Raw genomic sequence first — 23,338 nt, 5'->3', positions numbered from 1 at the left:
GTCATGAAGCCATTCACCCGATCAATCATCGACCTGTTCGATGGCAAGCGTCGCTATCTGATTCCGCTTTATCAGCGCCAATATTCGTGGCGGGAGAACCCGCAGATCGCTCTGTGTTCGTCAAGTACGCCGCATGACACTGTTTGAGGGCCGGATCAATAATAAAAAATTGCAGCCGAACCAAACTGCCGATGTCGTCTTGATAGGTCAGGACATGGAAATCAGACGATCCTGCTTACGGAGCAACGACGCAAATTCATCCGCTGGCACAGGCCGGCTGCAGAAGTAGCCTTGGTAGGCGTCACAACCATGGGACCGCAGAAATTCCAACTGCTCTGCGGTTTCCACACCTTCGGCCACAACACGCAACCCCAACTCCCTTGCCAGCAAGAGCACAGCCTTGGTGATCGCGATATCTTCAGCGTCATTCGGCAAATCTTTGATGAAGGCGCGATCAATTTTGAGAGCGGAGGCCGGCAGACGTTTAAGGTAGGCCAGTGACGAATAACCCGTACCGAAGTCGTCGATCGCCGTATCCACACCCATCACCCTCAATTGCGCGATCAATGCCGCAACACGTTCGGGCGCTTGCATCAGGACACTCTCGGTGATTTCGAGTTCCAGCATTCTGGGATCCAACGCGTGCGCGGCAAGGGCATCTTGGACGACACCGAGAACACCATCGTTTTGCAACTGCGCCACGGCACAGTTCACCGCAACGGGGACGATCGAGATGCCATCTTTCCGCCAATGCGCTTGCTGCGCGCACACCGTGTTGAGCAACCATGTGCCCACTGGAACGATCAGCCCGGTGTCCTCGAGAATTGGGATGAACTCGGCTGGCGCCACAAGCCCTTGTTCAGGATGTTTCCACCGCAGCAGTGCTTCGGCCCCGACAATCCGCCCCGTGGCGACGTCGACCTTGGGTTGGTAATAAGGAACGAATTCCGTCGCATCCAGCGCCTTGCGCAGGCCCCCCTCCATCTCGAACATCTGACGCTGGCGCGCATACAAACCCCGTTCATACAGTGCCCATTGTCCGGCCCCCTTTTTCTTGGCCTCGTGCATGGCGATGTCGGCGCGACTGAACAGTGCACTGACATCGTCGCCGTCGGCGGGGTAGCGAGCGATGCCCATGCTGGCGCTGACGTGGATCTCTTTCGTCCCCAACAGCAGCGGGGCCTTGAGCGCTTGGCGCAACTGCTCCGCGCGCTCGGTGACGGCCTGCATATTGGGCATGTGCTCCGAGACCACCGCGAACTCGTCATCGCCGACATGCCCCAGCGTCTCGGCGCCACGCAGGCTTGAACGCAACCGTGCCGCCACTTGAACCAGAACCTGGTCTCCGACCATATGTCCCAAGGTGTCGTTGATTGCCTTGAAACGGTTGATTTCGAGTATGAACAACACTATTTCTTTCCTGGTTCGGCGAGCCCTGGCTATCGCATGTTCCGTGTGCTCCAGGAGTTTGTTGCGATTGGGCAGTTCGGTCAAAGGGTCGTGATAGGCCAGCCATTGCGCATGCGCATGCGCAGTCCGGATTTCCGTCAGGTCGCGCGAAATGGCCACCGCCCCCATGAAAGTCTGCTGCGCATCGTGCAAGGGATAGCTGGAGATCTGGATCTGCCGTAACTCGCCTGTCCCGCTGTACGCCAGGAACTCGGCTCCAGCAACAACCTCACCCCGAAAGGCTCGCGACAGTGGCCGCTCCGCGAACGAAGCTGGGCGTCGATTCGGGTGGAGCAGCGCGTGGTCGCGGGCCCACTCGTCAAGGTCCATCGGACGTTCGGTAGGCTCACGCTGGCAATCAATGAGGGCGTTTGTATATTGAATTTGGCCCTGCTCATCGCAAGCCACCACGCCGTCGGTCATGTTGTCCAAAACCGCTTGCAAGAAGGTATGGCTGCGGCGTAAAGCATCAGCCTTGGCCAGGAGTTCACTGACGTCCTGAACGAACGCAATGGCCATGGTCACGCTGCCGCGCTCGCCAAGAACCGGGGCGACATGCAGACGTACCCAAATAAAATCGCCGGACTTGCGGCGATAGCGGCGCTGCGCGCAGTAGGCGCCGCTTAGATCCGTAAAGATATCGGCCACACTCCTGGTGGCTTGCTCCAGATCTTCGGGATGAAGCAGACTCAAAACACTGGGCAGTCGGCGCAACTCCTCTTCGGAGTATCCAAGTATGTCGACCAGGGCGCCATTGGCTTCCAGGATGCGTCCGTCCCGCCCAAAGATCGCCATGCCCACGCCGGAATAATCGAGACCGATGCGCACGCGTTGTTGGCTGTCATGCAGCCGGCGCACCATCGGACGCAGTTGCCAGCGCAGGAATGCCAGCCCCGCCAACAACAAGACAGGGATCAGCAAGAGCACCGTGCGGGAGGTCGTGATCAAGGAACTAAACAATTCTCTTGCGGATATCTGACTGACCATGCCCAGTCCAGTGCTACCCACCGGGGCATAGGCCACGATCATCGCGTCCTCGTTCCCGTTTTGACGGCGCGTCGGGCGGATCACCACTCCATGTTCGGCGTGCAAGGCCATGAACTCGGGAGCGTCTGTTGGTCGTTGGGGCTCAGTCATAAACTGGGGGTGTTCATTCGCATGGCCCGGCAAACACAATGCTCCACCCTGCTGCCGGGCGCAGACCACAACCGTATGCCCTGGATCGTTCTCATGGAGCGCAAGCTCGGAAAAGTAATCGGACTGCAGGGGCAGTACCGCTTCAAGATGGCCCAAAACACGTCCGTTCTTGCGGATCGGCATGAGGACGCGAACGATGAACTGCAAACTATGCGGGTCGCGCAGCAGCCATGCCTGGCCCGGATACGGCCACTGCACGGGCAACCCGGCATCGGTCGCCGTGAAACGCCCGATCCGATACACAATCTGCCCTTGGACATTGCGCAGGACAAGCCATTCAGGGGAAATTTGCTGAGCGCGATCTTCCACGGCGTCCTCGAGCCCGCTGCGTTGTGAGTCGATGCCTGACGAAGCATCCAGAAGGCTCATGACGCGCTGATCTTCCGCTAACGCGGCGACGTCCTGACCGCGATTGCGTATCTCTCGGCTCAGTGTGAGTGCAAGCCGGTCATTGTCGTGTCGCAAACGTGTTCTCAGGACGCGCTGGGCGTGCCTTCCCATGAGGGTCGTCGCCAGCAATCCAGAGCCGACCCCTGCAAACACCAGCGCCAGCCCTGCGGCGACCAGAATTTTGCGATCCATGCGTTCCCGCAGAAGCCGGCGCAACCAAGCGAATCGGCTGAAGAGCGCCATCACAATGCCTGCGAAGACAAGGAACACAACCGGCGTTGGCAGGAATTCCTGAGTGCGAATGAGGCCGGCTTGGTACTCGGGAAGTCTGAGCAGCGTCACTGACGCCGCAAGTGCAGCGATGAGCAAAACACTGATATCGAGATACCTGTCGAGGTTGATGTTCAAGTTGCGTTGCATGCTGTATCGTTTTCGAGGTTCAGCGAGTCATGCGCCGGGCCGTCATGGGCAGCGGGGCAGCGGTCGCTGTGGTCGTCGGATGACGCGCCCGGATTCCAGAGCTGCCAACCGCATCGACGTGAACCTTTGCGCGCTTTGACGTCATAAAGCGCCTCATCGGCATGACCGAGCAAGAGATCGGGCGTGGAGTCATCCGAAGGGTAAATCGTCAGCCCCAGGCTGATCCGCATGGGGGTCGATTGTCCCCCGGGCAGCGTGTACGGCGCCGTCAGCTCGGTTTCCAGACGGTCCAGCACCATTGAAAGGTCATGGGGGCCTACGAGATCTTCAAGGACAACGACAAACTCATCGCCACCGAGCCTTGCGATCGCATCGGCACCCCGTAGCGTGATCTGCAAGCGCCGACTCACTTCGCAGAGCAACGCATCACCGGCGGCATGGCCCCAGGTGTCATTGATGGTCTTGAAATCGTCCAGATCCAAAATACCGATGGCCATTTGCCTATGGCGGTTTCGCGCCCGGGCAAGAGCTTGAGGAATGTGCTCCAGGATGGATCGGCGGTTGGGTAGCCCCGTCAGGGCGTCCGTTAAGGCCAACGTTTCAATCCGCTGACGGTCGCGCACCTGGCGCAGAGCAATAGCCGCACTCTCCAGGATGTTGGTGACCAGATGCTGGAGTTCCTCGTCGATGGCGTGCGGATCTCGGGCCACCAGAATGACCACACCCATCGGCTCTCCAGAGTCAACCGCCAAGATGGGCCAGCCCGCGAGCAGACCCATGTCACACAGGGCCGGTTCACGCCAGCGTGGCGACAACTTGGGATCGGCCGACGGGGTCTGAATGAGGACGGGAGCGCGCGCGTTCCAGACACGCGCGCGCATGTAAGCGCCTTCTCCCCTGGCAAGCGCTTGCAGCGACACGTCCGTCAAATGACTCAGCGCCTGCTCAAGGGGCCCGGCAATGACGCGGCGCTTGAGCATGTCCCCTTCGGGAGCGAAGACTTCGACGACGTCGGCTCCTGTCTCCGCGGCCAGCGTTTGCGCAAGGATCCTATACACGCCCGCTGCCTCGGTGGCTTCCAGCAAACCGCGCTGGATCTTGCGCCGCGCCGAGCGGTAACGCTCGATGCGTTCCAACTTGACGATATTCGCTTGCCGGTCGATGCATTCGGCAAAGGCGTCGGCCATGCGCTGGAAGACTTGGCCCGCCTCCGGGCCTATCACGCTTTCGCTGGAGTAATACGCGCAGACGAGAACGGCCTCTCCACACTGAGTCCCTGCAGCGGCCGACAGAACGCCTGCAATCCCGCAGGCTTGCGCACGCTGTCGCCAGGGGGCGAACTCCGGGGACTCGATCGTGGCATGTTGGGGCTTTCCTGTCGTGATGGCCTGGCTGCCAGGATTCCAGCCTTCCGGACGATTGCCGTCGATGTTGCGCTGCAAGTGTTGGGCGAAGTCGCTGGCGGGGCCTGCGCAGGCGGCCATATCGACCCAACTCCGCTCCGGAGGTAATCGTCCCACGCAGACGAGGCGTGCTTGCAACAAGACGCAAAGGCTGGTCGCCAGATCTTGGAATGTGGCCGACACATCACCCGCCTTATGCCCCATCAGTGCCTGAGTCGTCTGGGCCAGGGCGGCATAGAACAGCGATGATTGGCGTGCCGTGCGTTCTGCTTGCTCCAGGCGCAAGGTGCGTTGACGCTCCAGCCGCTGGAGCTTGTTCAGGCGCAAGGCCATCAGTGCGAGGAGCACACCCAGTAGCGCCCATTCCAGCAAGGGCAGACGCACCTGCTGCCACCAGGCATCCCAGACTGTCGCACGCGGAACGGACACGAAGGTCTCGAGGGGCACCCCCTTCAGCGGAGCAAGGGCACTCCAAGCTATGCGGTCCGTGCCGGAGTCATCCACATAGATCGGGCCGACGCCATGCGCGGGCGTTACCACCAGCGGATGCCTCGGGGATGGAGACAAGGCATGGAGCCTAAACCAGGCAGCAAGGCGTGCGGCGTAGATCGTCGGCCCGGTGGGCTCGGGCCACAGCCCCAGGAGATCGCCCTGTCGGGTGACCAGGCCCATCTGCAGGTGTCGCGCCATGTCCGAGGCCAGTTCCGGACGCAGCCAGCTCACGATCTGTCGGTGTAGATCGATGTCGGCGACGAGGTCGTACGCAATGGCGCCGCTTGCACTGCGCTGCGCGAAACCCAAGCGGACGACAGCCAAGCCAGCGGCCGACGCGGCATCTTTGGGAAAGGTCGTATGTAAGTCCTGGCGCTGGCGCAGCTCGCGCAAATAGGCTTCGGTGATGGGCTGGACTGCACGCTGATCTTGCTTGGATGCATCGGCCACGACCTGACCGTCCGGCAGGATGACGTCGATGACATCGAAATCCGGATACATCCGGCGGAACTGCCGCAGCAAGGCGAAGATCGCCTGTGGGTCGGCGTGCTCAAAAGCCGGAGCATCTGCCTTGAGGTGATGATCCAGGAAATTGAATCCGCGAAAATATTGTTTCAGGTTCTGCTGGGTGACGGATTTGGCCAGCACCGAGGTGGCGTCGAGTTGCAGCCACACCTGGTCCGCAACAGCACGCCAGCTCTGAAAACCGTACCCAAACGCGGCGGTTGACCAGACGATGAACCCCATGGACACGAAAGACCAGAATGCGTTGCGGCTTTGGTGTGGCGTTCTTTGACGGGTGGCGTCCATGAGGAGCATGGGAGGGTGCGCATGAATGACCTTGCCCCAATCTCGGGATGGGAAGGTTGGGGCCTCATCGAGCCATGCGCCGGCATTCTGAAGTGGTTGCAATCTAGGTTGAAAGCTCCTCGGAAAGCAAGAACGCGAGAGCTAGAGATCGCCCGAATGCGTGAACAAATTCACGCATTCGGGCGATCTCTACGCCGAGAACAGTGCCCAGTACGACGACTATTGCGACCATCTGGTCAACAACTGGGATGAGCTCGACGCCGAAATCTGCGCGTATGCGGACATGCTGAATCTGCGGGCGGACCCGGACGCCTTCGTCGCGAAGCAGAAGGCGAAGCTGGCGGTCAATAGTCGCGCGGGTTCAAGGCGTGTTAGAAATCCCGTTCGGTCATCAACCAAGTTGACCATTGCGGATGCGATGTGCCTTGTTGGAAAGACGCTTGCTCACCGATGGCCAGCAGCCACTGTTGCGTGAGGTGGTAGGCAAACTGAGGCATCACACTTCCCTCCAATCCCCGCTGCCCGTTGTCCAGGGTCAACTGGTTGTCGACTTCCACCTCTAGTTGCGCAGCATAGGCTGCCCCTATGGCATGTCCTAGGCTCGTATTGACGAACCAGCCGCTGGTGATGCCCGCCCCGATGCGTTGGGTATAGCCAGCCTCCCCCTGGGTGAACCAGGGATACCAGAGCTGCGCCCACATCACCTGTGCAGTGACCGCATTGCCTTGGCCTGGCAGCACGCTCGGGCGCGGGTTGGCCCAATACTGGCCTTCCACCTCTGCCGTCAGCAGGCTGGCGCGACCTTCAGTCAGATCACAAGTATGCAAAGCAGCCAACTTCAGCCCAGCCGCGACTGGGCCAACGGCACTCTGGCCACTCCCGAGCGGCGTGTTGGCGGTATACGCCGGGAGGTCAAGTTCCATGCCCACCCGCTCACTGAACTGGCCCTCGATCTCGGGGGAAAACGTCAACGACCGTGGCGAGCCATTGGTGTTGGCCTGGGCAAAGAGATAGGCCGCGTTTTCCAGCCAGGGTTCCTCGATACCGATGGCCTTGGTGATGTAGTCGTCCACATCGCAAGGCTGTACCGGCCATGACTGAGCCTGCGCCTGCGCCTCGAGCATCAAGCCGCCCATCCATGCCAAGGTCCAGATCCACCGTTTGACTCGCATTCTTGCCCTCCATTGTAGTAATGCGAATCATTGTTATTTATTGAGATGACTCTGTCAATGTCGCGATGCATGGCGATTCAGGGCGCGCATGTCCAGATCCACGCACCTACACCGACCGGTTGGCCGCTGCCGGAGACCGTAGACAAGAGAAGAGAACGTGGGGACCCAAGCAAGTCCGACGTCCGGACGGCTTCCAAAATGATGTGCGGGTTCGCGGCCAACGCCTCCAGCGCAATCACTTCACAGGCCCATCCCCCGCCGCGCAGTGCTGATCGCGCAGGAACCCGCCAAGCCGATACTCGAGGAATCGATGCTGCCGGTGCCCGATGGCCACCGCACAGCAGCTGTCGCCACGAACAGTCGTCAAGCTGAACATCGATGCAGGAGGTGGTGTTCAGGCCAGACGTATTCTCGACCGCCTGATCGAGTCGGAGAGGGTCGGTTCGAAGATGGCGGAAGGCGTCGCCGGCTAAGCGTGGCCATTCACGCAGCGTTGTCTGGGGGCTGGCGCATGACAGCCCCCAGGTTCAGAACTCTTCGGTGTCGATCTCGGTTTGAGTCGCCGCGTTGTAGCGTGAGCCGCTCACCCTGTTCTGGTTGATCAGCGTATCGAGCCGATCGACGATGTCGGCGTCGAGGCTGACACGCAGCGCCGCCATGTCTTCGCGCAAATGGGCCACGCTGGTCGTGCCTGGAATGGGCACGATGTGCTCGCCCTTGGCCAGCAGCCAGGCCAAGGCCAGTTGGGCCTGGGTGCAGCCGACTTCCTGGGCGACCGACGCATAGGCGTCCAGAAGCTTCAGGTTGGCAGCGTAGTGGCTGGGTTCAAAGCGCGGCATGGTGCGGCGAATGTCCTTCGGTTCGAAGCTGGAGACATCACGCAGCTTGCCAGACAGGAATCCGCGGCCGAGCGGACTGAAGGCGACGAAGGCCACGCCGAGACTCCTGCAGGCGTCCAGCGATGCGATTTCGGGATTGCGCGTCCATAACGAGTATTCGTTCTGCAGCGCCGTGATCGGGTGTACGGCATGCGCGCGGCGCAGGGTGTCAGCTGAAACCTCGGACAGACCGAGGGTTCGGACCTTGCCTTCGCGCACGAGGTCAGCCATGGCGCCCACGCTGTCCTCGATCGGCACCCGCTTGTCCCAGCGGTGCAGGTAATACAGGTCGATCACATCGGTACGCAAACGGCGCAGGCTGTCCTCGCAATTGCGCTTGAGGGTTTCGGGGCGGCCGTCGATGACGCGCTTGCCGTCCACGCCGGTCATGCCGCCCTTGCTACCGAGCATGAAGCGTGAACGATGCGGCGACAGCACACGGCCGACGAGTTCCTCGTTGGCGCCGAAGCCGTAGAGGGCTGCCGTGTCGAAATAATCGACGCCGAGGTCGAGCGCTGCCAGCAGCAAAGCCTCGGCAACATCCGCCGAGGGCGGGACGCCGTAGGCATGGCTGAGGTTCATGCAGCCCAGCCCGATGGCGGTGACGTTGAACGGGCCAATGCGGCGTTTGGGCGTGCTTGTGGGAGAAGTGGTGTTGGTCATGCGTCGATTGCCGCTCGGCGTGCGGGTTCGTGTCTGCCTCGGTGTTCTCAGGCGGGCTGCGCCGCCAGTTGTTTTTCCAGCATGGCGAGGACACGGTAGCAGGGTAGAACCTTGGAGACGCTAGCGTTGGGTTCGCGGCCCTCCTGGATGGCGGCGAAGAATTCGCGGTCCTGGAGTTCGATGCCATTCATCGACACGTCGACCTTGCCGACGTCGATGCTGTTGTCCTTGCCGTCCACCAAATCGTCGTAGCGCGCGATGTAGGTGCCGTTGTCGCAGATGTAGCGGAAGAACGTGCCGAGAGGCCCGTCGTTGTTGAATGACAGCGAGAGCGTGCAGATGGCTCCGGTGCTGCTTTTGAGTTGGATGGACATGTCCATCGCGATGCCCAGTTCCGGATGGATGGGGCCCTGGACAGCGTTGGCTGCAATGATTTCGCCGCCTGTCTGGTAGGCGAACAGATCCACGGTGTGCGCAGCGTGGTGCCACAGCAGATGGTCGGTCCAGGAGCGCGGCTGTCCCAGCGCATTGAGATTCTTGCGGCGGAAAAAGTAGGTTTGCACGTCCATCTGCAGAATCCGGCGCTCGCCGGCTTCGATGCTCTTGTGCATCCATTGATGGCTGGGGTTGAAGCGCCGCGTATGGCCGACCATGGCGACGCGCCCTGACTCGTTCTGTGCGCGAACGACGGCTTCGGCGTCGGCCAGCGAATCGGCCAGTGGGATCTCCACCTGCACGTGCTTGCCGGCCTTCAGGCAGGCGATGGCCTGGGACGCATGGATCTGGGTCGGGGTGCACAGGATCACGGCGTCGATGTCTGGACGTGCGAGGCTTTCGTCGAGTTCGGTCGTCACGTGGGCGATGTCGAAGCGCGCGGCGACCTCGCGCGTTGACTCCAGGGTGCGTCCGATGAGCGAAACGACATCCACGCCCTCGATCTGCCGGATGGCCTCGAGGTGTTTGATGCCGAACGCGCCAGCTCCGGCCAGCGCAACCTTGATGGTGGTCGTCATGTCAGTTGTTCTCCAGAATCAGGTGTCCAACGGCCGTATTCGAGGCCGGAACATGGTAGAAACGGTGCCTGACCGTCGGTTTGGCGCCGGCACCGTTGACGTCGGCCATGGCTCCACGCGCGATCAGCCACATGACCAGCTCGATGCCTTCCGAACCAGCTTCGCGCACGTAGTCGATGTGCGGCTTGTTTGACAGAGCCGCGGGATCTGCGATCAATTGATCGAGGAAGGCGTTGTCGAATTCCTGGTTGATCAGCCCCGCGCGTGGCCCTTGCAGCTGATGGCTCATGCCACCGGTGCCCCAGATCTGTACCTTCAGCGGCGCGTCGAAGGACGCGATGGCCTTGCGGATCGCCTGTCCGAGCATGAAACAACGTCGGCCGGAAGGTACTGGATACTGCACGACATTGACCGCGAAGGGGATCACCGGACAAGGCCAGGCCGCGGGTTGACCGCACATGAGCGACAGGGGAACTGTCAGGCCGTGGTCGACGTCCATTTTGTTGACGATGGTCAGGTCGAAGTCATCCTGGATCACCGATTGCGCGATGTGCGAGGCCAATTCAGGATGGCCGATCACCTTCGGCACCGGGCGTGGCCCCCAGCCTTCGTCTGCGGGCTGGAATTCCGCAGCGCAGCCAATCGCGAACGTCGGAATCATCTCCAGGCTGAACGCGGTGGCATGATCGTTGTAGACGAGGAAGATGACATCCGGCGTGTTGTCCCTCATCCATTGCTTCGATTTTTCATAACCGGCGAAGACCGGCTGCCAATATGGCTCGGCGGTCTTGCCCAGATCGATGGCGGCGCCGATGGCCGGGACGTGCGAGGTGTAGACACTGGCGGTGATCCGGGCCATCACCTGTCCTCCCATTCGCGGGTGTAGCGGTTGCCATCCGGCGAGCGTCCACCATGGATCATCATGTTGCGGTATTCCTCTTCGGTCATGCCGGTCATGCTGCCGGCCATCTGTTGGAAACTCTTGCCGTCCGTGGCACCGATCTTGGCCAGGAAATAAATGTTGCCACCCAGGGCGATGCAGCGGTTGAGGTCGCGGGCCAGTACAGCCTGCTTCTGCTCCTCGGTCATCGGCCATTCATCCAGGTAGGCGCGTTCGTCGGCCTTGAAACGCGCGCGGTTTTCTGCCTTCATCAGCGACATGCAGAATTGATTCAGCCAATAGCCCTTGCGCGATTGCTCCGCGTCGAAGATCGTCGTACCGGGGACGTCCTTATAGGGTTTGTCGAGGGCCATGTTCAAGCTCCTTCCTGTTCGGGCCAGTACAAGCGCATCGGATTGGTGACCAACAACTTCGTCTGCAGTTCCGGTGTCACCGCGATGTGTGGAATGAAATCAACCAGCAGGCCGTCATCCGGCATATGGCTTTTCAGGTTCGGATGCGGCCAGTCGGTTCCCCACAACACGCGATCGGGGAAAGACTCCACCACACGCCGTGCGAAGGGCACGACGTCGCGATAGGCGTTTCGCTCGCCGCCCAGCGCAGGCGGCCCGCTGACCGACAGGCGTTCGGGGCAACTCACCTTGCTCCAGACATTAGTGTGATCCCGCATGAATTGCAGGAACAGCGCAAACTCGGGACCGTCTACCGGCTTGGTCACATCGGGGCGGCCCATGTGATCGACCACCACGGTGGTCGGAAGCGCGGTGAAGAAGTCCCACAGCTCAGGCAGGTCCACGGCCTCGAAATAAATCACCACATGCCAACCCAGCGGTGCGATGCGGCTGGCGATTTCCAGCAGCTCGTCCTTCGGCGTGAAGTCGACCAGGCGCTTGACGAAATTGAAGCGCACGCCCCGAACCCCCGCGGCGTGCATCTGCCGCAGTTCATCATCCGTGACCGCGCGCCGCACGGTTGCGACGCCGCGAGCCTTGCCGCCGGAGTGGATCAGAGCATCGATCATGGCCCGATTGTCGGCGCCGTGGCAGGTCGCCTGCACGACCACGTTGCGGGCAAAACCGAGGTGATCGCGCAGCGCGTAGAGCTGATGCTTGCTGGCATCGCAGGGGGTGTACTTGCGTTCCGGCGCATAGGGGAATTCAGCGCCGGGGCCGAAAACGTGGCAGTGCGCGTCCACGCTTCCTGGCGGAAGCCGGAAGGCAGGTCTGGATGGGCCTGGATACCAGTCGAGCCAGCCGGGTGTTTTTTCGAAGCTCATGCCATGCGGTCCTTGTTGGAGTTCTCGTTGTCGATGCGCGCCAGAATGCGGTCGGCTTCGGTGCGCCAGTCCGGGCTGCGGGCGAAAGCGGGTTCGCCGCGTGCTCCAAAGACGCCCTGATCGGCAAGATCGGCGACCCACGACTGGCGTTCTGCGGTACCGCTCGACGACCACGGCGTCAGGCCGGCCTCGCGGACCGTCTCGGCCACTTCACGAACCTCCTCGCTGCGGCGCCGGCCATGTTCGATCACACGCTGGAAAAAATAGGTCGCCTGCCTTTCCCAGTCGATCCCGGGAAATGTCTCAGCCAGCGATTCCAGCACGCGGTCTTCAACTCCGTAGGCGCGGGATGTGGTGAGGCTTTCGATGACCATGGCTTCCAGACCCTTGATCATGACGCTGCGGCACATTTTCGTGGCCGATGCGACACCGAGTTTCTCCGATGTGACCTGCGCCTGAAAGCCCACGGCCTTGAGCAGCGGCTCCAGTGTCCGCGCGTGCGGGCCGCCGAGGAGCAGCGGGACGCGGATGCGGTGCGGCGGAACCGAGGTCATCACGGCGCCCTCGACATAGCGGCCGCCGGCCGCCTCGACGCTTTCCGCAGCACGGATCTTGGCGCCTGGCGAGGCAGAGTTGAAATCGAGAAACCAGGCGTTGGCGCGGATCGCGTCAGCGCAGTCTGCGGCCACCGCCATGGCCTGGCTCGCTGTGACCGCTGAAATGATCAGGTCGGCCGTGACGGCCAATTCTGTGACACTGGCGGCCAGGGTTACGCCGAATCTGGATGCGTGTTCCCGCAGGGGGGACTCGGCAGCGGTTCCGAGTTTCACGTCATAAGCGCTGACCACGATGTTTTGCTGGCGCAGGTCTTCGGCCAGGATGCGACCGACTTCGCCATAGCCGATGAGACCGATACGCCATTGGAGGGGTTGTTCTGTGCTGCTCATCTCAATCGATGTACTTCAACCCGAGTTTTTCGAGCGGCTCACGCATCTTGTACATGTCGAGCCCGAGTACGCCGGAGGCCAGCTTCTGGCGCTTGTCGGCTTCGTTGGCTTCGCGCGCGGCGGCGGCATCGGCGACCTGGTGGGCCAACGCGGCTGGCACGATGACCACGCCGTCGTCATCGGCCACGACGACATCACCGGGCTGGACCAGCGCTCCCGCGCACACTACGGGAATGTTGACCGATCCCAGCGTGGCCTTGACCGTGCCCTTGGCGCTGATGGCGCGGCTGAACACCGGAAACTGCATGGTGGTGAGATCGCGCACGTCCCGCACGCCACCGTCGATGACCAGTCCATTCGCGCCACGGGCCTTGAACGAGGTCGCCAGCAGGTCGCCGAAGAAGCCGTCCTCGTTGTCGGTCGTGCAGGCCGCAACGACCACATCGCCGCCTCGGATCTGCTCGGCCACGACGTGCAGCATCCAGTTGTCACCGGGTTGCAACAGCACGGTGACCGCGGTTCCGCAAAGCTTCGCGCCGGGATAGATCGGGCGCATGTAAGGTTTCATCAGCCCGACGCGGCCCATGGCCTCGTGTACGGTTGCCGTGCCGAAGTCGTACAGCCTGTCCACTGCCGCCTTGTCGGCGCGCATGATGTTGCGTTTGACGATGCCCAGGTTGTTCAATGGCGTGCTCATGGTGCGTGTGTCGGTTTGTCTTGGGTGTGGAGGCTGGATTGGCTAGCGACCGCGTGCTTTCAGCGCTGCGTCCAGGCGCGGGTAGACGCGGCGGGCGTTGCCTTCAAAAATTTTGTCGCGCTGTACGGGGTCGATGGCCGCGGCTTCGATGTAGCGCTTGGTATCGTCGTAGTAATGGCCGGTTTCGGGGTCGATGCCACGCACCGCGCCGATCATCTCGGAGGCGAACAGGATGTTGTCGACCGGGATCACCTTGATCAGCAGGTCAAGGCCGGGTTGGTGGTAGACGCAGGTGTCAAAAAAGACGTTGTTCAGCAGGTGGTCTTTGAGCAGCGGCTTCTTGAGTTCCTGCGCCAAGCCTCGGTAGCGGCCCCAGTGGTAGGGCGCCGCGCCGCCGCCATGTGGGATCACGAACCTCAGCGTTGGAAAATCCCTGAACAAATCGCCCTGGATCAGTTGCATCACTGCCGTGGTGTCGGCGTTGATGTAGTGCGCGCCAGTGGTGTGGAAGCAGGCATTGCAACTGGTGCTGACATGGATCATCGCCGGGATGTCGTACTCAACCATCTTCTCGTAGATGGGGTACCAGTGGCGGTCGGTGAGCGGCGGTTCCTTCCAGTGGCCACCTGAGGGGTCGGGGTTCAGGTTGATCGCGACATTCCCGTACTGTTCGACGCACTTGACCAGCTCGGGGATGCAGGTTGCCGGATCGACGCCCGGGCTCTGAGGCAGCATCGCGGCTGGAATGAAATGGTCCGGGAAGAGTTGCGAGACGCGGTAGCACAGCTCGTTGCAGATCGCCGCCCATGTGCTGGAGACCTTGAAGTCGCCGATGTGGTGCGCCATGAAGCTGGCGCGCGGGGAGAAGATGGTGAGGTCGCTGCCACGCTGCCGCATCAGCTTGAGCTGGTTCGCCTCAATGCTCTCGCGCAGTTCGTCGTCGCTGATATTCAGCTCCGCCGGCTTTGGGCCGAGCTCGGGCGTGGTCAGATTGTCAATCTGTCGCTTGCGCCAGTCCTCCAGTGCCTTGGGTGCCGTGGTGTAGTGGCCATGGCAGTCGATGATCATGGAAATGCCTCCCGTATGTGCGTTGGGTTTGTCTCGTTGTCTGGCGGCCCGGATTCTTTCGTGTGCCCGGGCCCTTGTCGGCGCTTGATGCAGGTGTCTTCAAAGACGGAGATGCCGCCTCGAACCGCATACGCGTGTTGGCTGGTACCGCTGTTCGGATCTCATGCGCATTCCGTGTGAATGTCGCGCAGGCACCCGGCCCCGGCTCGTGCAAAGGGGGCGAACGTTCGTCCATGCACGAGGTCTTGTCGCGCCTCGATTCTTGTCATGAAAGGGCTTGCGGTGGGCATCACGCCGTCTCCTGGTCATCCCGGGAGGGCCACGCGGCAGCGGGAATCATCACATCGCCGCGCATGATCAGGCGCGCTGTTCGCAGCAGTGCCGCGCTGGTGACGTTCTGGGCGTTGTGCGGATCGATTTCGAGCTCAACACTGAACTCACCCGTGGGGTGTTCGACCGAAATGGTTTTCGGGGACGACGGTGGAACTTCCGCGATCCCCGTCGTTACCGAGCCTTGCATGACGCAGGCGGTGCCGACCGTGACTGCTGCGAGCACGCCAATGGCATCGTGACAGACATGGGGAATGAAACAGCGCGTGGAAATGCTGCCGCCGTGCTTGGGTGAGGAGATCAGGCACATCTTCGGGTAGTTCTTGGCCGTCACGTCACCCAGGCCCATCAGGGTTCCGCACTTCAGGCGCAGGGCTTCGAGCCTGGCTTTGAGTACTTCGTCGTTATTGAGTTCGGAAACCGTTTCGTAGCCTGTGCGGTCCAGGTCGACCGCGCGCATGATGACCAGCGGCATGCCGTTGTCGATGCAGGTGACATCGATGGTGAAGGTTGCGAAACCGGCGCCGTCCACGGTCACGGTGTCGCGCACGTGCCCGGTCGGCAGCAGTCCTGCGCAGACCGATCCTGCGGTGTCGAGAAAGTTGATCTTGATTGGGGCGGCGGTTCCCGGTACACCGTCGATGCGCGCGTTTCCTTCATAGTTGACCCTGCCACCGGGAGTTTGCACCGTGATGTCGCACTGCATGCCCGTGTTGCGGGTGAGCACGCGGAAGGTGCTGACCTCGCCCTTGGCGTGGACCATGCCTGTTTCCAAGGCGAAGGGAACGACCGCAGCCAGCATGTTGCCGCAGTTCGGTGTGGTATCGACAGTGTCCCGATCGGGTTGCAGCTGGGCGAACAGGAAATCGACGTCAACGCCGACGACCTCGCTCCTGCGCACGATGCCGACCTTGCTCGTGAGCGGGTGGGCTCCTCCCAGTCCGTTGATCTGCCTTTTATCGGGCGAGCCCATCACGGCCAGGAGTACCCGGTCGCGCGTGGGGATGTCAGTCGGCAGATCCTCCTCGTTGAAGAATGGCCCGCGCGAGGTGCCGCCGCGCATGAACAGGCATGGGATTTGTATTTGCATGACTGGACTCTTGCCCATCGAGGCCGACGTGGAGGAGCCTAATTATGGCGAGCCGAAACTTGGACACCAAGGGGGATTAGCGCGCTAGCAGCTATCACGAATTGATATGGGCGTCGCCGGTGACGCGCTGGATCACGAGCGTGCTGAGCAATTGCATCATGTGGCTGACCAGAGGTGTCATGGGCTTGTAGGCCGAGTTGGCAAGGCTCAACTTGCTGATGATCTTGGGGTCTGACAGTGGGTAGGCACAGTAGTCCCTGGGGTTGCCCGTAGCGAGGACCGCACTGTGTGTAAGCACCGCGTAACCATGGCCTGTGCGCACAAGTTCCAGTATGGACTGCACGCTCGAGACTTCCCATGCAATCTGTAGCTTGATCCCCGCCAGTGCGGCCTGTGTTTCAAGTAGCTTGCGGATGGCGTGGGTGCGCTCGGGAATGACCAGCGGATAATTGGGCAGTTCGTTGAACGGAAGGGTTTTGTCCGTTTTTTCGCGCCCGTTCCTGCCCACCGGGAGCGGTATTTTTGCGGGACTGACGAGGCAAAGCGGTTCGTCTAGAACCGGCCGCGTCTCGATTGCCAGTTGCGATTCGGGATTGTGCACGAAGCCGACGTCCACACGTCCTGTTGAAATCCATTCGGTGATGTGCGTCGACAGACCTTCGACGATTGTCAATCGAGCCTTCGTCAGCGAATCACGGAACGCTTCCACTAGGGGCAGGGTCAAGATGCGGCCTATGCTCGGCGGAAGACCAATCACGACATGACCGGTGGGCTCATTGCGGGTGGCCTCCAGGCCCTCGCGTGCCTGGGCCACAAGTTGCAGGATCCCGATGCTGTGATCGAACAGCCGTTTCCCGGCGTCGGTCAGGACCACGCCTCGCCCTGTTCTTTGAAGCAAGCTGGTGCGCAGATCCGTTTCCAGCAGCCGAATCTGCCGACTGAGCGCCGGTTGGGCGACATTGAGGATGAGCGCAGCCTTGCTCAGACTGCCTAGTTCTGCGACACGGATGAAGTACTCGAGTTGCCTGAGGTTCATCGTTTGTTGCACCTATAGGGTTGGATGGACGGGTCTTGCGACGCAAAGCAACGAGGCGATCCTGTGGTCTGCATTCTTTCAGAGTCGGCGGAAACCGCTGGCAGACAGTTTGAGGCAAATGAGGCGTGACGCCGCGCGATCCAAACTTCTTTTTGTTATGGCGGCATAAGAAACCATTCCTTCATCATGCTGCGCAAGGCTCCTAAGCTTGCAGACATGCCACCAATCCGGTGGCGGCTAGCAAGGAGACCAACGATGAGCTTGCGACTGGGTCACATCGCCCCCGACTTTACGGCCGAGACAACCGAGGGTCCTATCCGCTTCCATGCGTGGATTGGGGATAGCTGGGCCATTTTGTTTTCCCATCCGAAGGACTTTACCCCCATCTGCACCACGGAACTCGGCAACATGGCCAAGCTGAAACCGGAGTTCGATAGGCGAGGCTGCAAGATCATTGGCCTGTCTGTTGACCCCGTGGCCGAACACCGGGTTTGGGCGCAAGACATTGCTGAAACCCAGGGAATCGCGCCGAACTACCCGATCATCGGCGACACGAAGCTCGAAGTCGCCAAGCTGTACGACATGCTGCCGGCGTCCGAGGCGGGCGCAGCCGATGGCAGGACGGCTGCGGACAATGCGACGGTGCGATCGGTGTTTTTCATCGGCCCGGACAAGAAGATCAAAGCCATCCTGGTCTATCCGATGAGCAACGGACGCAATTTCGACGAGGTTCTGCGGCTGCTCGACGGGTTGCAGTTGACCGCGAAGCATGGCGTGGCCACACCCGTGAATTGGCGCCCTGGAGATGATGTCATCATTCCGACGTCGGTCAGCGACGAGGCCGCCAAGCAAAAATTTCCGGGTGGGTGGAGAGCGCCGAAGCCTTATCTGCGGTTCACGCCCCAGCCCAAATGATGCCGATGGACTGCCGCGCGATTGGTGTTGGAGGACAACGGGCCACCCCGCACCACCATCGCTCTGGCGGTTTACGGGACGACAGAGCACACGCCAAATCGATCCGGCGTGCCGGCCAGATGCGATGGTTCGGTAATCTTCAAATGAGCCAGGTTCGCCGTTGCATGCTCGGGGAAGGGCGTCGTGCCGGCTGGGTAACAATTTGCGGCGAGGAGATAGGCCAAGACCTCGGCATACTGGCCGGCCGTGAGTGACCCTGGATTGTTGAACGGCATGTTCTCGGTCACAATCGTGCGCAGGATTCCGATGGTCCAGCCGTTCTTCTGCGCCGTGCCCAGAAAGTCCTTGCCTGCGATTGCTGGCGCGGCGACACCTTGCAGGTTCGTCCCGTGGCAGCTCGCGCAACTCTGCGTGTAAATCGCTTCTCCCTGCTTGGCCTGCGCTGTCGTATAGATCGCGCCGTTCGTCGCCTTGATCAGCGTGCTTGGGCGCGCTTGGGCGCGCTTGGGCGCGGGCCTGGGCCACCTTGACAAGTGCGGGCGTTGTGCGAACCGTTGCCGCCACCGCATGCTCGGCGCAATGCTGCTGCACAACAGGTGCTGCAGCCGTGTAAAAAATAAGCATATTGCCATTCCTTTTGATGTATCGTCCGCCTGGGTTGGTGAGAAGCGTTCCACCGTTGTCGAGGGACACAGCCTGATATACGAGATACCCTTGATAGACGCCGTAGCCAGGTTTTCGCGGCCTCATGCAGCCGTCGAGCATGGTTGCTCCGGCGGGCACAGCCAGTTCGGTGTTGGCGAGCGTGCCGGCCATGCCGCCCAGAGCGTCGTATTCGTCCGTCCGGCCTTGCGCCATCTCCAGGTTTTCCAGCGCCCGCGAGGCGGCAACCTCAAATTTCGAGAGACTTCCGGCGCGAAGCGCATCCTGTAGATGCCCGACCGCGGCACAGATTCTCGAAGGCGCGAGATCGACAGCACGCATAGCTCGAACCTTCACAGTTCCGACATGGTTTCGGCGCGGGTCGACGGTGCCGAGGCAACCGGCACGCGCTGGCTGCGCCCGTCTACCGACAAGGCTCCGCGCATGCAGGTCGAGCGTACCGCCTACGGGTTCCGCTACGCCGACATGCGACGCCCCATCAACCATGCGGCATCGCATGTCATGTCTATAGCCGCTGCACTGTGTTCGTGGCGCCGTATACCGTGTTGATTCCTCCGAACAATCTCTACAACGTTGCCAACGTCAACGTTCCCATGGATGACACGACGGCCGCCTTCTACTTCATCGCATGGGGACACCCTGCCACCACGCCAGAGACGGCCACGTGGCGCCAGTTCCTGGGCAATGTGCGTGGCGTCGATCTCGACGAGCGCTATCGCCTGCTGCGCAACCACGACAACCGCTAGGACCGCCAGGCGATGAAGGCCGGCAATTTCACCGGCATTTACGGCATTCCCAATCAGGATTTCGCGATGTGGGTGACCATGGGGCCGATCGCAGATCGCTCCCGGGACCGACTCGGTGCCAGCGATTTGGCGATCGTCGAATTCCGGCAGCGCACGCTGGACGCATTGCAGCCTTCGAGGCCGGCGACGTGCCCATCGGGGTCGGGGTGGCCGCGGTTCCCGCCAGTGTCTGCTCGTTCCAGGCGATTCTGCCCAAGGAGCGTAATTGGCGCGCCCACGACGCTTGCTACGTGTGGGGCAGCGATGCGGGCACGCAGGCACAGTCGGAGCCTGCCGCGCGGCCAGCCTGACCCACGCTGCGGCTGCGCGCCAAGGCGGCGAGCAGCCCGACGTGCGTCTTGCCTCCGGGCTACTCGCGGTGTCGCGGAGCCCGTATGACCGCGCTCCATCGTGGGGTTCGGCGACGGGATTTGCTGGCTCTGCAGACGCCTGATACCGCAGGAATCGCACGTTGCTCCGGGTAATTACTACGTTGCCGGACTTCTGTCCTTGATCTAGGATAAAACTTAGTCGACTAATAAATAGGGGCGCCGCACAGGCGCTGATCCGAGGCATTGCACGTCGAAGTCTCGAGGCCCCGCAGCCGCGTGAGGGTCCGGGGAAGAGTCATTTCAGGAGGAGGATATATGGGTATCAAGTCATGGGCTGGAGTCGCTGCGCTGGCGCTGGGCGCTCTGGGGATTGCATCCGCCGCGCAGGCCGGCACGCAGCCGTACGACATCAATGTGGTCTTGCCCTTGACGGGTCCGGTCGCCTTCCTCGGCAAGGCCGAGCAAATTGCATTGGAGCGCATGCAGACGCAGTTGCAGGGGGCGAACGGAATCGGGGGGCGCTCCGTGCACTTCGTGTTCCACGACGACCAGTCCAGCCCGCAGACCGCCGTGCAATTGGCGTCGCAACTGGTTGTCTCGCATCCGGCGGTCGTCCTGGGCTCGGCCGTGGTGGCGCTGTGCAACGCCATGTCGCCGCTGATGAGCCATGGCCCGGTGATGTACTGCTTCTCGCCGGGAATTCATCCCCGATCAGGTGGCTACGTCTTCTCCTCCAGCATCGCAACCCGGGACTTGCTCGCTGCCCAGCTTCGCTACTTTCTCGCCAAGGGCTGGACGCGCGTGGCCGTGATCAACAGCACGGACGCCTCGGGCGAGGATGTGCGGCACAACCTTTCCGCACTCCTGCCGCTGCCTGAATTCAATCGCATCGACATCGTCGCCAAGGCCTCGTTCAACCCGACGGACGTCAGCGCCAGCGCGCAGATCGAGCGTATCAAGGCGAGCAAGCCGCAGGCGCTGATCGCTTGGTCGACCGGCTCGGCGATCGGAACCGTGTTCAAGGGCCTGGCCGATGCCGGCCTGAACATCCCCGTGGCGACCACCGACGGCAATATGACCTATGCGCAGATGAAGCAGTATGCAAGCTTCCTGCCCAATCAGTTGCTTATCCCTTCGCCGGAATGGCTCCCGGGGGCACCGTCCAACGCGCCGCAGGGTCAGGTCGTGGCTAAGGCCAGGCTGTTCGGGTCCTTCCGGGAAGCCGGCATGAAGCCGGATGCCGCAGCAACGTTCGCGTGGGATCCCGCCCTGCTGGTGGTCAAGGCTCTGCGCAAGCTCGGCCCGACTGCAACCGCCGAGCAAGTGCGTGCGTATCTCGCCTCGCAGAAGGAAATCTACGGCGTCAACGGACGCTATGACTTCAAGGTGTTCCCGCAGCGCGGCCTGGGCGACAAGAACGTCTACATCACAGAATGGGATGCGGCGGCTGGAACCTGGAAGCCGGTGAGCGCCCCGGGCGGCAAGCCGTTGTCTTGAGGGCAGGTCGACGCGATGACGGAATTCTTGCAGATCACGCTCGGCGGGATCCAAGTCGGGGTGATATACGCCTTGATCGGGCTGGGATTTTCCCTGATCTACAGGGTGACGAATATCGTGAGCCTGGCGCAGGGGGCGTTCTGCGTGCTGGCTGCACTGATGACGTACAGCCTGCAGGTCGATCACGGGTGGCAGCTTTCCGCGGCGGCGCTGGCCGCCCTGGTTGCCACCGCAGCCATCAGCGCGCTGCTCGCCGTCGTCGCGTTCGTCCCGGGGCTGCAGCGTCTTTCCCACGCCAACATGCTCATGCTCACGCTGGGCATGTTGACGTTTTTCGAGGGTGTGACGCTCGTGGTCTGGGGTAGCCAGCCCTACGCCTCGCCCGCGTTCTCCGACCACCCGCCGCTGAGCCTTGGGGGGGTCTCGATGCCGGTGCAGGGAGTCTGGGTGATCGCCAGCGCATTCGTCATCGTCGGGGTGCTCGGTTGGGCCTTGTATCGCACGCCCTTTGGCAAGGCGCTACGCGCCTGCGCCCAGAATCCTACTGCGGCGCTGCTGATGGGCATCAGCGTGCGGCGCGTGCAAGGCATGAGCTTTGTCATCGCGGCGCTGATCGGGGCCGTCGCCGGCATCGTGATCGCGCCGACGACGTCATTGCAGTTCGACACCGGGCGTCTGTTCACGATCTCCGGTTTCATTGCCGCGGTGATCGGGGGCCTGGGCTCGCTGCCCGGCGCGATCGTGGGCGGGCTCTTGCTGGGCATCGTCGAACAGTTGGCCACGGCCTACCTGTCGTCGCTGTACAGCAATGCCATCGCATTGGCGCTCTTGCTGGCGGTCCTGGTCTGGCGCCCCACGGGGTTGATCCGCTCCGGGCCGTCGAAGAGGCAGGATTCGGCAGAGGAGCACCGCCTCTGGAGGCGTGCCGTTCATCTTTCGCGTCGTGGTCTCGTGGCTGGCGGCACTCTCGGGTTCCTTGTCCTGGTCCTGTTGCCGTTCGTGGTGGGCCAAGGGCTCGTGATGAGCAGTCTGATCATCGCCGGCATACTCTATATCGCGTTGGCCGGGTTGGACTTGCTGATGGGGTATGCAGGCCAGGTCAGTCTGGGGCAGGCCGGCTTCATGGCGATCGGGGGCTACGCAGCCGGATATCTCGTCATTCAGCATGGATGGTCACCGCTCATCGGCGTGCTCGCGGGCATTGCCCTTTCGGTTGCCGCCGCGTTGATTCTGTCCGTCGTCACTTTGCGCCTGCGCGGACTGTATCTGGCGCTGGCCACGTTGGCTTTCGGACTCCTAATTCACTCCGCGGCGGTCGGGCTCAACGACATCACGGGCGGGCCTTCGGGAATGGTCGGAATTCCTTCCTTCAGCGTCGGGGCCTGGGATTTTGGGAGCCCGATCGCGATGTATGGCCTCGTGGCATCGCTCGGCATGCTCGTGACGATCCTGCTCGGAGGTTTGGCACGATCGGGTTTCGGGCGCGCCCTGAAGGCCATCCGAACCGACCAGACCGCTGCGGCGGCGCTGGGGATCGATGTGGTTCGATGCAAGTTGATCGCCTTCTCGATCAGCGCAGCGCTGGCGTCCCTGGCGGGAAGCCTGTATGCCTTCGAGTTCCACTTCCTGTCACCCGACATGGTCGGGACCTCGCGTTCGATCGAACTGGTCGCGATGATGGTCATCGGTGGCGAGGGGACGCTCATCGGACCGATCTTCGGCGCGACGCTGCTGACGCTATTGCCTGCGCTCTTCCAGCCGTTGGCGCAGTGGAAGACCTTTGCCGACGGCGTACTGCTCATGCTGTGCTTTCTTTACCTGCCCGAGGGAATCTTCGGCTCCGTGATGCATTTCGTGACTTGGCGGCCGTGCCGACGCACCCCCACCTCCCGTATTGCGAACCTCGTGGCTTGA

Annotated in this window: 21 protein-coding genes and 1 pseudogene; 8 read left to right on the top strand and 14 right to left on the bottom strand. The window is 61.8% G+C overall.

The genetic code is table 11. The features are described 5' to 3' along the window. Positions 1-3 precede the first annotated feature (3 nt). Positions 4-147, top strand: coding sequence for a DUF262 domain-containing protein (locus tag THIARS_RS18510; RefSeq protein ID WP_186436637.1), 144 nt, complete (start codon positions 4-6; stop codon positions 145-147). A gap of 60 nt (positions 148-207) precedes the next feature. Here THIARS_RS18510 and THIARS_RS02950 read toward each other — a convergent pair whose 3' ends face one another. From THIARS_RS02950 to THIARS_RS02940, 3 genes are all read right to left on the bottom strand, one after another. Beyond that, positions 208-3,456, bottom strand: a complete 3,249-nt coding sequence (locus THIARS_RS02950; protein WP_094159398.1) for a bifunctional diguanylate cyclase/phosphodiesterase — start codon at positions 3,454-3,456, stop codon at positions 208-210. Then, positions 3,441-6,263 carry a sensor domain-containing diguanylate cyclase gene (locus THIARS_RS02945; protein ID WP_141202327.1) on the bottom strand — a complete coding sequence of 941 codons (2,823 nt, stop codon included), beginning with the start codon at positions 6,261-6,263 and terminating at the stop codon, positions 3,441-3,443. Before THIARS_RS02945 ends, THIARS_RS02950 begins: the two co-directional genes overlap by 16 nt. 269 nt (positions 6,264-6,532) lie before the next feature. Then, positions 6,533-7,306, bottom strand: coding sequence for a hypothetical protein (locus tag THIARS_RS02940; RefSeq protein WP_141202326.1), 774 nt, complete (start codon positions 7,304-7,306; stop codon positions 6,533-6,535). A 353-nt stretch (positions 7,307-7,659) separates the two neighbouring features. Here THIARS_RS02940 and THIARS_RS18505 point away from each other — a divergent pair, with 353 nt between their 5' ends. Beyond that, complete coding sequence (locus THIARS_RS18505; RefSeq protein WP_186436636.1) at positions 7,660-7,806, top strand: hypothetical protein; 147 nt, start codon at positions 7,660-7,662, stop codon at positions 7,804-7,806. Between the two features lie 54 nt (positions 7,807-7,860). On the opposite strand, the gene THIARS_RS02935 is transcribed toward THIARS_RS18505, so the two are convergent. From THIARS_RS02935 to THIARS_RS02890, 10 genes are all read right to left on the bottom strand, one after another. After that, on the bottom strand, positions 7,861-8,874 hold the full coding sequence (locus THIARS_RS02935; protein WP_094159395.1) for an aldo/keto reductase: 1,014 nt from the start codon (positions 8,872-8,874) through the stop codon (positions 7,861-7,863). Between the two features lie 47 nt (positions 8,875-8,921). After that, positions 8,922-9,887, bottom strand: coding sequence for a Gfo/Idh/MocA family oxidoreductase (locus THIARS_RS02930; RefSeq protein ID WP_094159394.1), 966 nt, complete (start codon positions 9,885-9,887; stop codon positions 8,922-8,924). Position 9,888: 1 nt separating this feature from the next. Further along, positions 9,889-10,746, bottom strand: a complete 858-nt coding sequence (locus THIARS_RS02925; protein WP_094159393.1) for a class III extradiol dioxygenase subunit beta — start codon at positions 10,744-10,746, stop codon at positions 9,889-9,891. Beyond that, positions 10,746-11,141, bottom strand: a complete 396-nt coding sequence (gene ligA / locus THIARS_RS02920) for a protocatechuate 4,5-dioxygenase subunit alpha (protein ID WP_094159392.1) — start codon at positions 11,139-11,141, stop codon at positions 10,746-10,748. The genes THIARS_RS02925 and ligA overlap by 1 nt, the downstream gene beginning before the upstream one ends. Before the next feature lie 2 nt (positions 11,142-11,143). Next, the gene (locus tag THIARS_RS02915; protein ID WP_094159391.1) at positions 11,144-12,064 is read right to left on the bottom strand and encodes an amidohydrolase family protein; all 921 of its coding nucleotides are present in this window, start codon (positions 12,062-12,064) and stop codon (positions 11,144-11,146) included. Next, the gene (locus tag THIARS_RS02910; protein ID WP_094159390.1) at positions 12,061-13,011 is read right to left on the bottom strand and encodes an NAD(P)-dependent oxidoreductase; all 951 of its coding nucleotides are present in this window, start codon (positions 13,009-13,011) and stop codon (positions 12,061-12,063) included. Before THIARS_RS02910 ends, THIARS_RS02915 begins: the two co-directional genes overlap by 4 nt. A gap of 1 nt (position 13,012) precedes the next feature. Next, on the bottom strand, positions 13,013-13,708 hold the full coding sequence (gene ligK, locus THIARS_RS02905; RefSeq protein WP_094159389.1) for a 4-carboxy-4-hydroxy-2-oxoadipate aldolase/oxaloacetate decarboxylase: 696 nt from the start codon (positions 13,706-13,708) through the stop codon (positions 13,013-13,015). A gap of 42 nt (positions 13,709-13,750) precedes the next feature. After that, on the bottom strand, positions 13,751-14,776 hold the full coding sequence (locus THIARS_RS02900) for an amidohydrolase family protein (RefSeq protein WP_094159388.1): 1,026 nt from the start codon (positions 14,774-14,776) through the stop codon (positions 13,751-13,753). 289 nt (positions 14,777-15,065) lie between these two features. Beyond that, positions 15,066-16,196: a 4-oxalomesaconate tautomerase gene (locus THIARS_RS02895; protein WP_094160591.1), complete on the bottom strand. Its 1,131-nt coding sequence runs from the start codon at positions 16,194-16,196 to the stop codon at positions 15,066-15,068. A 94-nt stretch (positions 16,197-16,290) separates the two neighbouring features. Then, a complete protein-coding gene (locus THIARS_RS02890; protein ID WP_094159387.1) occupies positions 16,291-17,232 on the bottom strand; it encodes a LysR family transcriptional regulator in 942 nt (313 codons plus the stop codon). 255 nt (positions 17,233-17,487) lie between these two features. On the opposite strand from THIARS_RS02890, the gene THIARS_RS02885 reads away from it, so the two are divergent. Then, positions 17,488-18,147 (top strand): peroxiredoxin, encoded by a 660-nt coding sequence (locus THIARS_RS02885; protein ID WP_094159386.1) that lies wholly within the window; start codon positions 17,488-17,490, stop codon positions 18,145-18,147. A gap of 71 nt (positions 18,148-18,218) precedes the next feature. Here the strand turns inward: THIARS_RS02885 and THIARS_RS02880 are convergent, their stop codons facing one another. Then, positions 18,219-18,680: a c-type cytochrome gene (locus THIARS_RS02880; RefSeq protein ID WP_222423022.1), complete on the bottom strand. Its 462-nt coding sequence runs from the start codon at positions 18,678-18,680 to the stop codon at positions 18,219-18,221. A 34-nt stretch (positions 18,681-18,714) separates the two neighbouring features. Here THIARS_RS02880 and THIARS_RS18765 point away from each other — a divergent pair, with 34 nt between their 5' ends. From THIARS_RS18765 to THIARS_RS02865, 5 genes and pseudogenes are all read left to right on the top strand, one after another. After that, the gene (locus THIARS_RS18765; protein ID WP_222423021.1) at positions 18,715-19,080 is read left to right on the top strand and encodes a hypothetical protein; all 366 of its coding nucleotides are present in this window, start codon (positions 18,715-18,717) and stop codon (positions 19,078-19,080) included. Next, entirely contained in the window at positions 19,081-19,359 is a 279-nt protein-coding gene (locus tag THIARS_RS19225) for a hypothetical protein (protein WP_425444218.1), read from the top strand. Further along, positions 19,332-19,906, top strand: a pseudogene (locus tag THIARS_RS02875) (hypothetical protein). The gene THIARS_RS19225 and the pseudogene THIARS_RS02875 overlap by 28 nt, the downstream one beginning before the upstream one ends. Before the next feature lie 336 nt (positions 19,907-20,242). Next, the gene (locus tag THIARS_RS02870; protein WP_094159384.1) at positions 20,243-21,424 is read left to right on the top strand and encodes an ABC transporter substrate-binding protein; all 1,182 of its coding nucleotides are present in this window, start codon (positions 20,243-20,245) and stop codon (positions 21,422-21,424) included. A 15-nt stretch (positions 21,425-21,439) separates the two neighbouring features. After that, complete coding sequence (locus tag THIARS_RS02865; RefSeq protein ID WP_094159383.1) at positions 21,440-23,338, top strand: ABC transporter permease; 1,899 nt, start codon at positions 21,440-21,442, stop codon at positions 23,336-23,338.

The organism is Thiomonas delicata (genome assembly GCF_900088825.1).
Lineage (GTDB): Bacteria > Pseudomonadota > Gammaproteobacteria > Burkholderiales > Burkholderiaceae_C > Thiomonas_A > Thiomonas_A delicata.
Note: the sequence above shows the minus strand (reverse complement) of the source record. Positions and strands in the feature narration are given on the sequence as shown.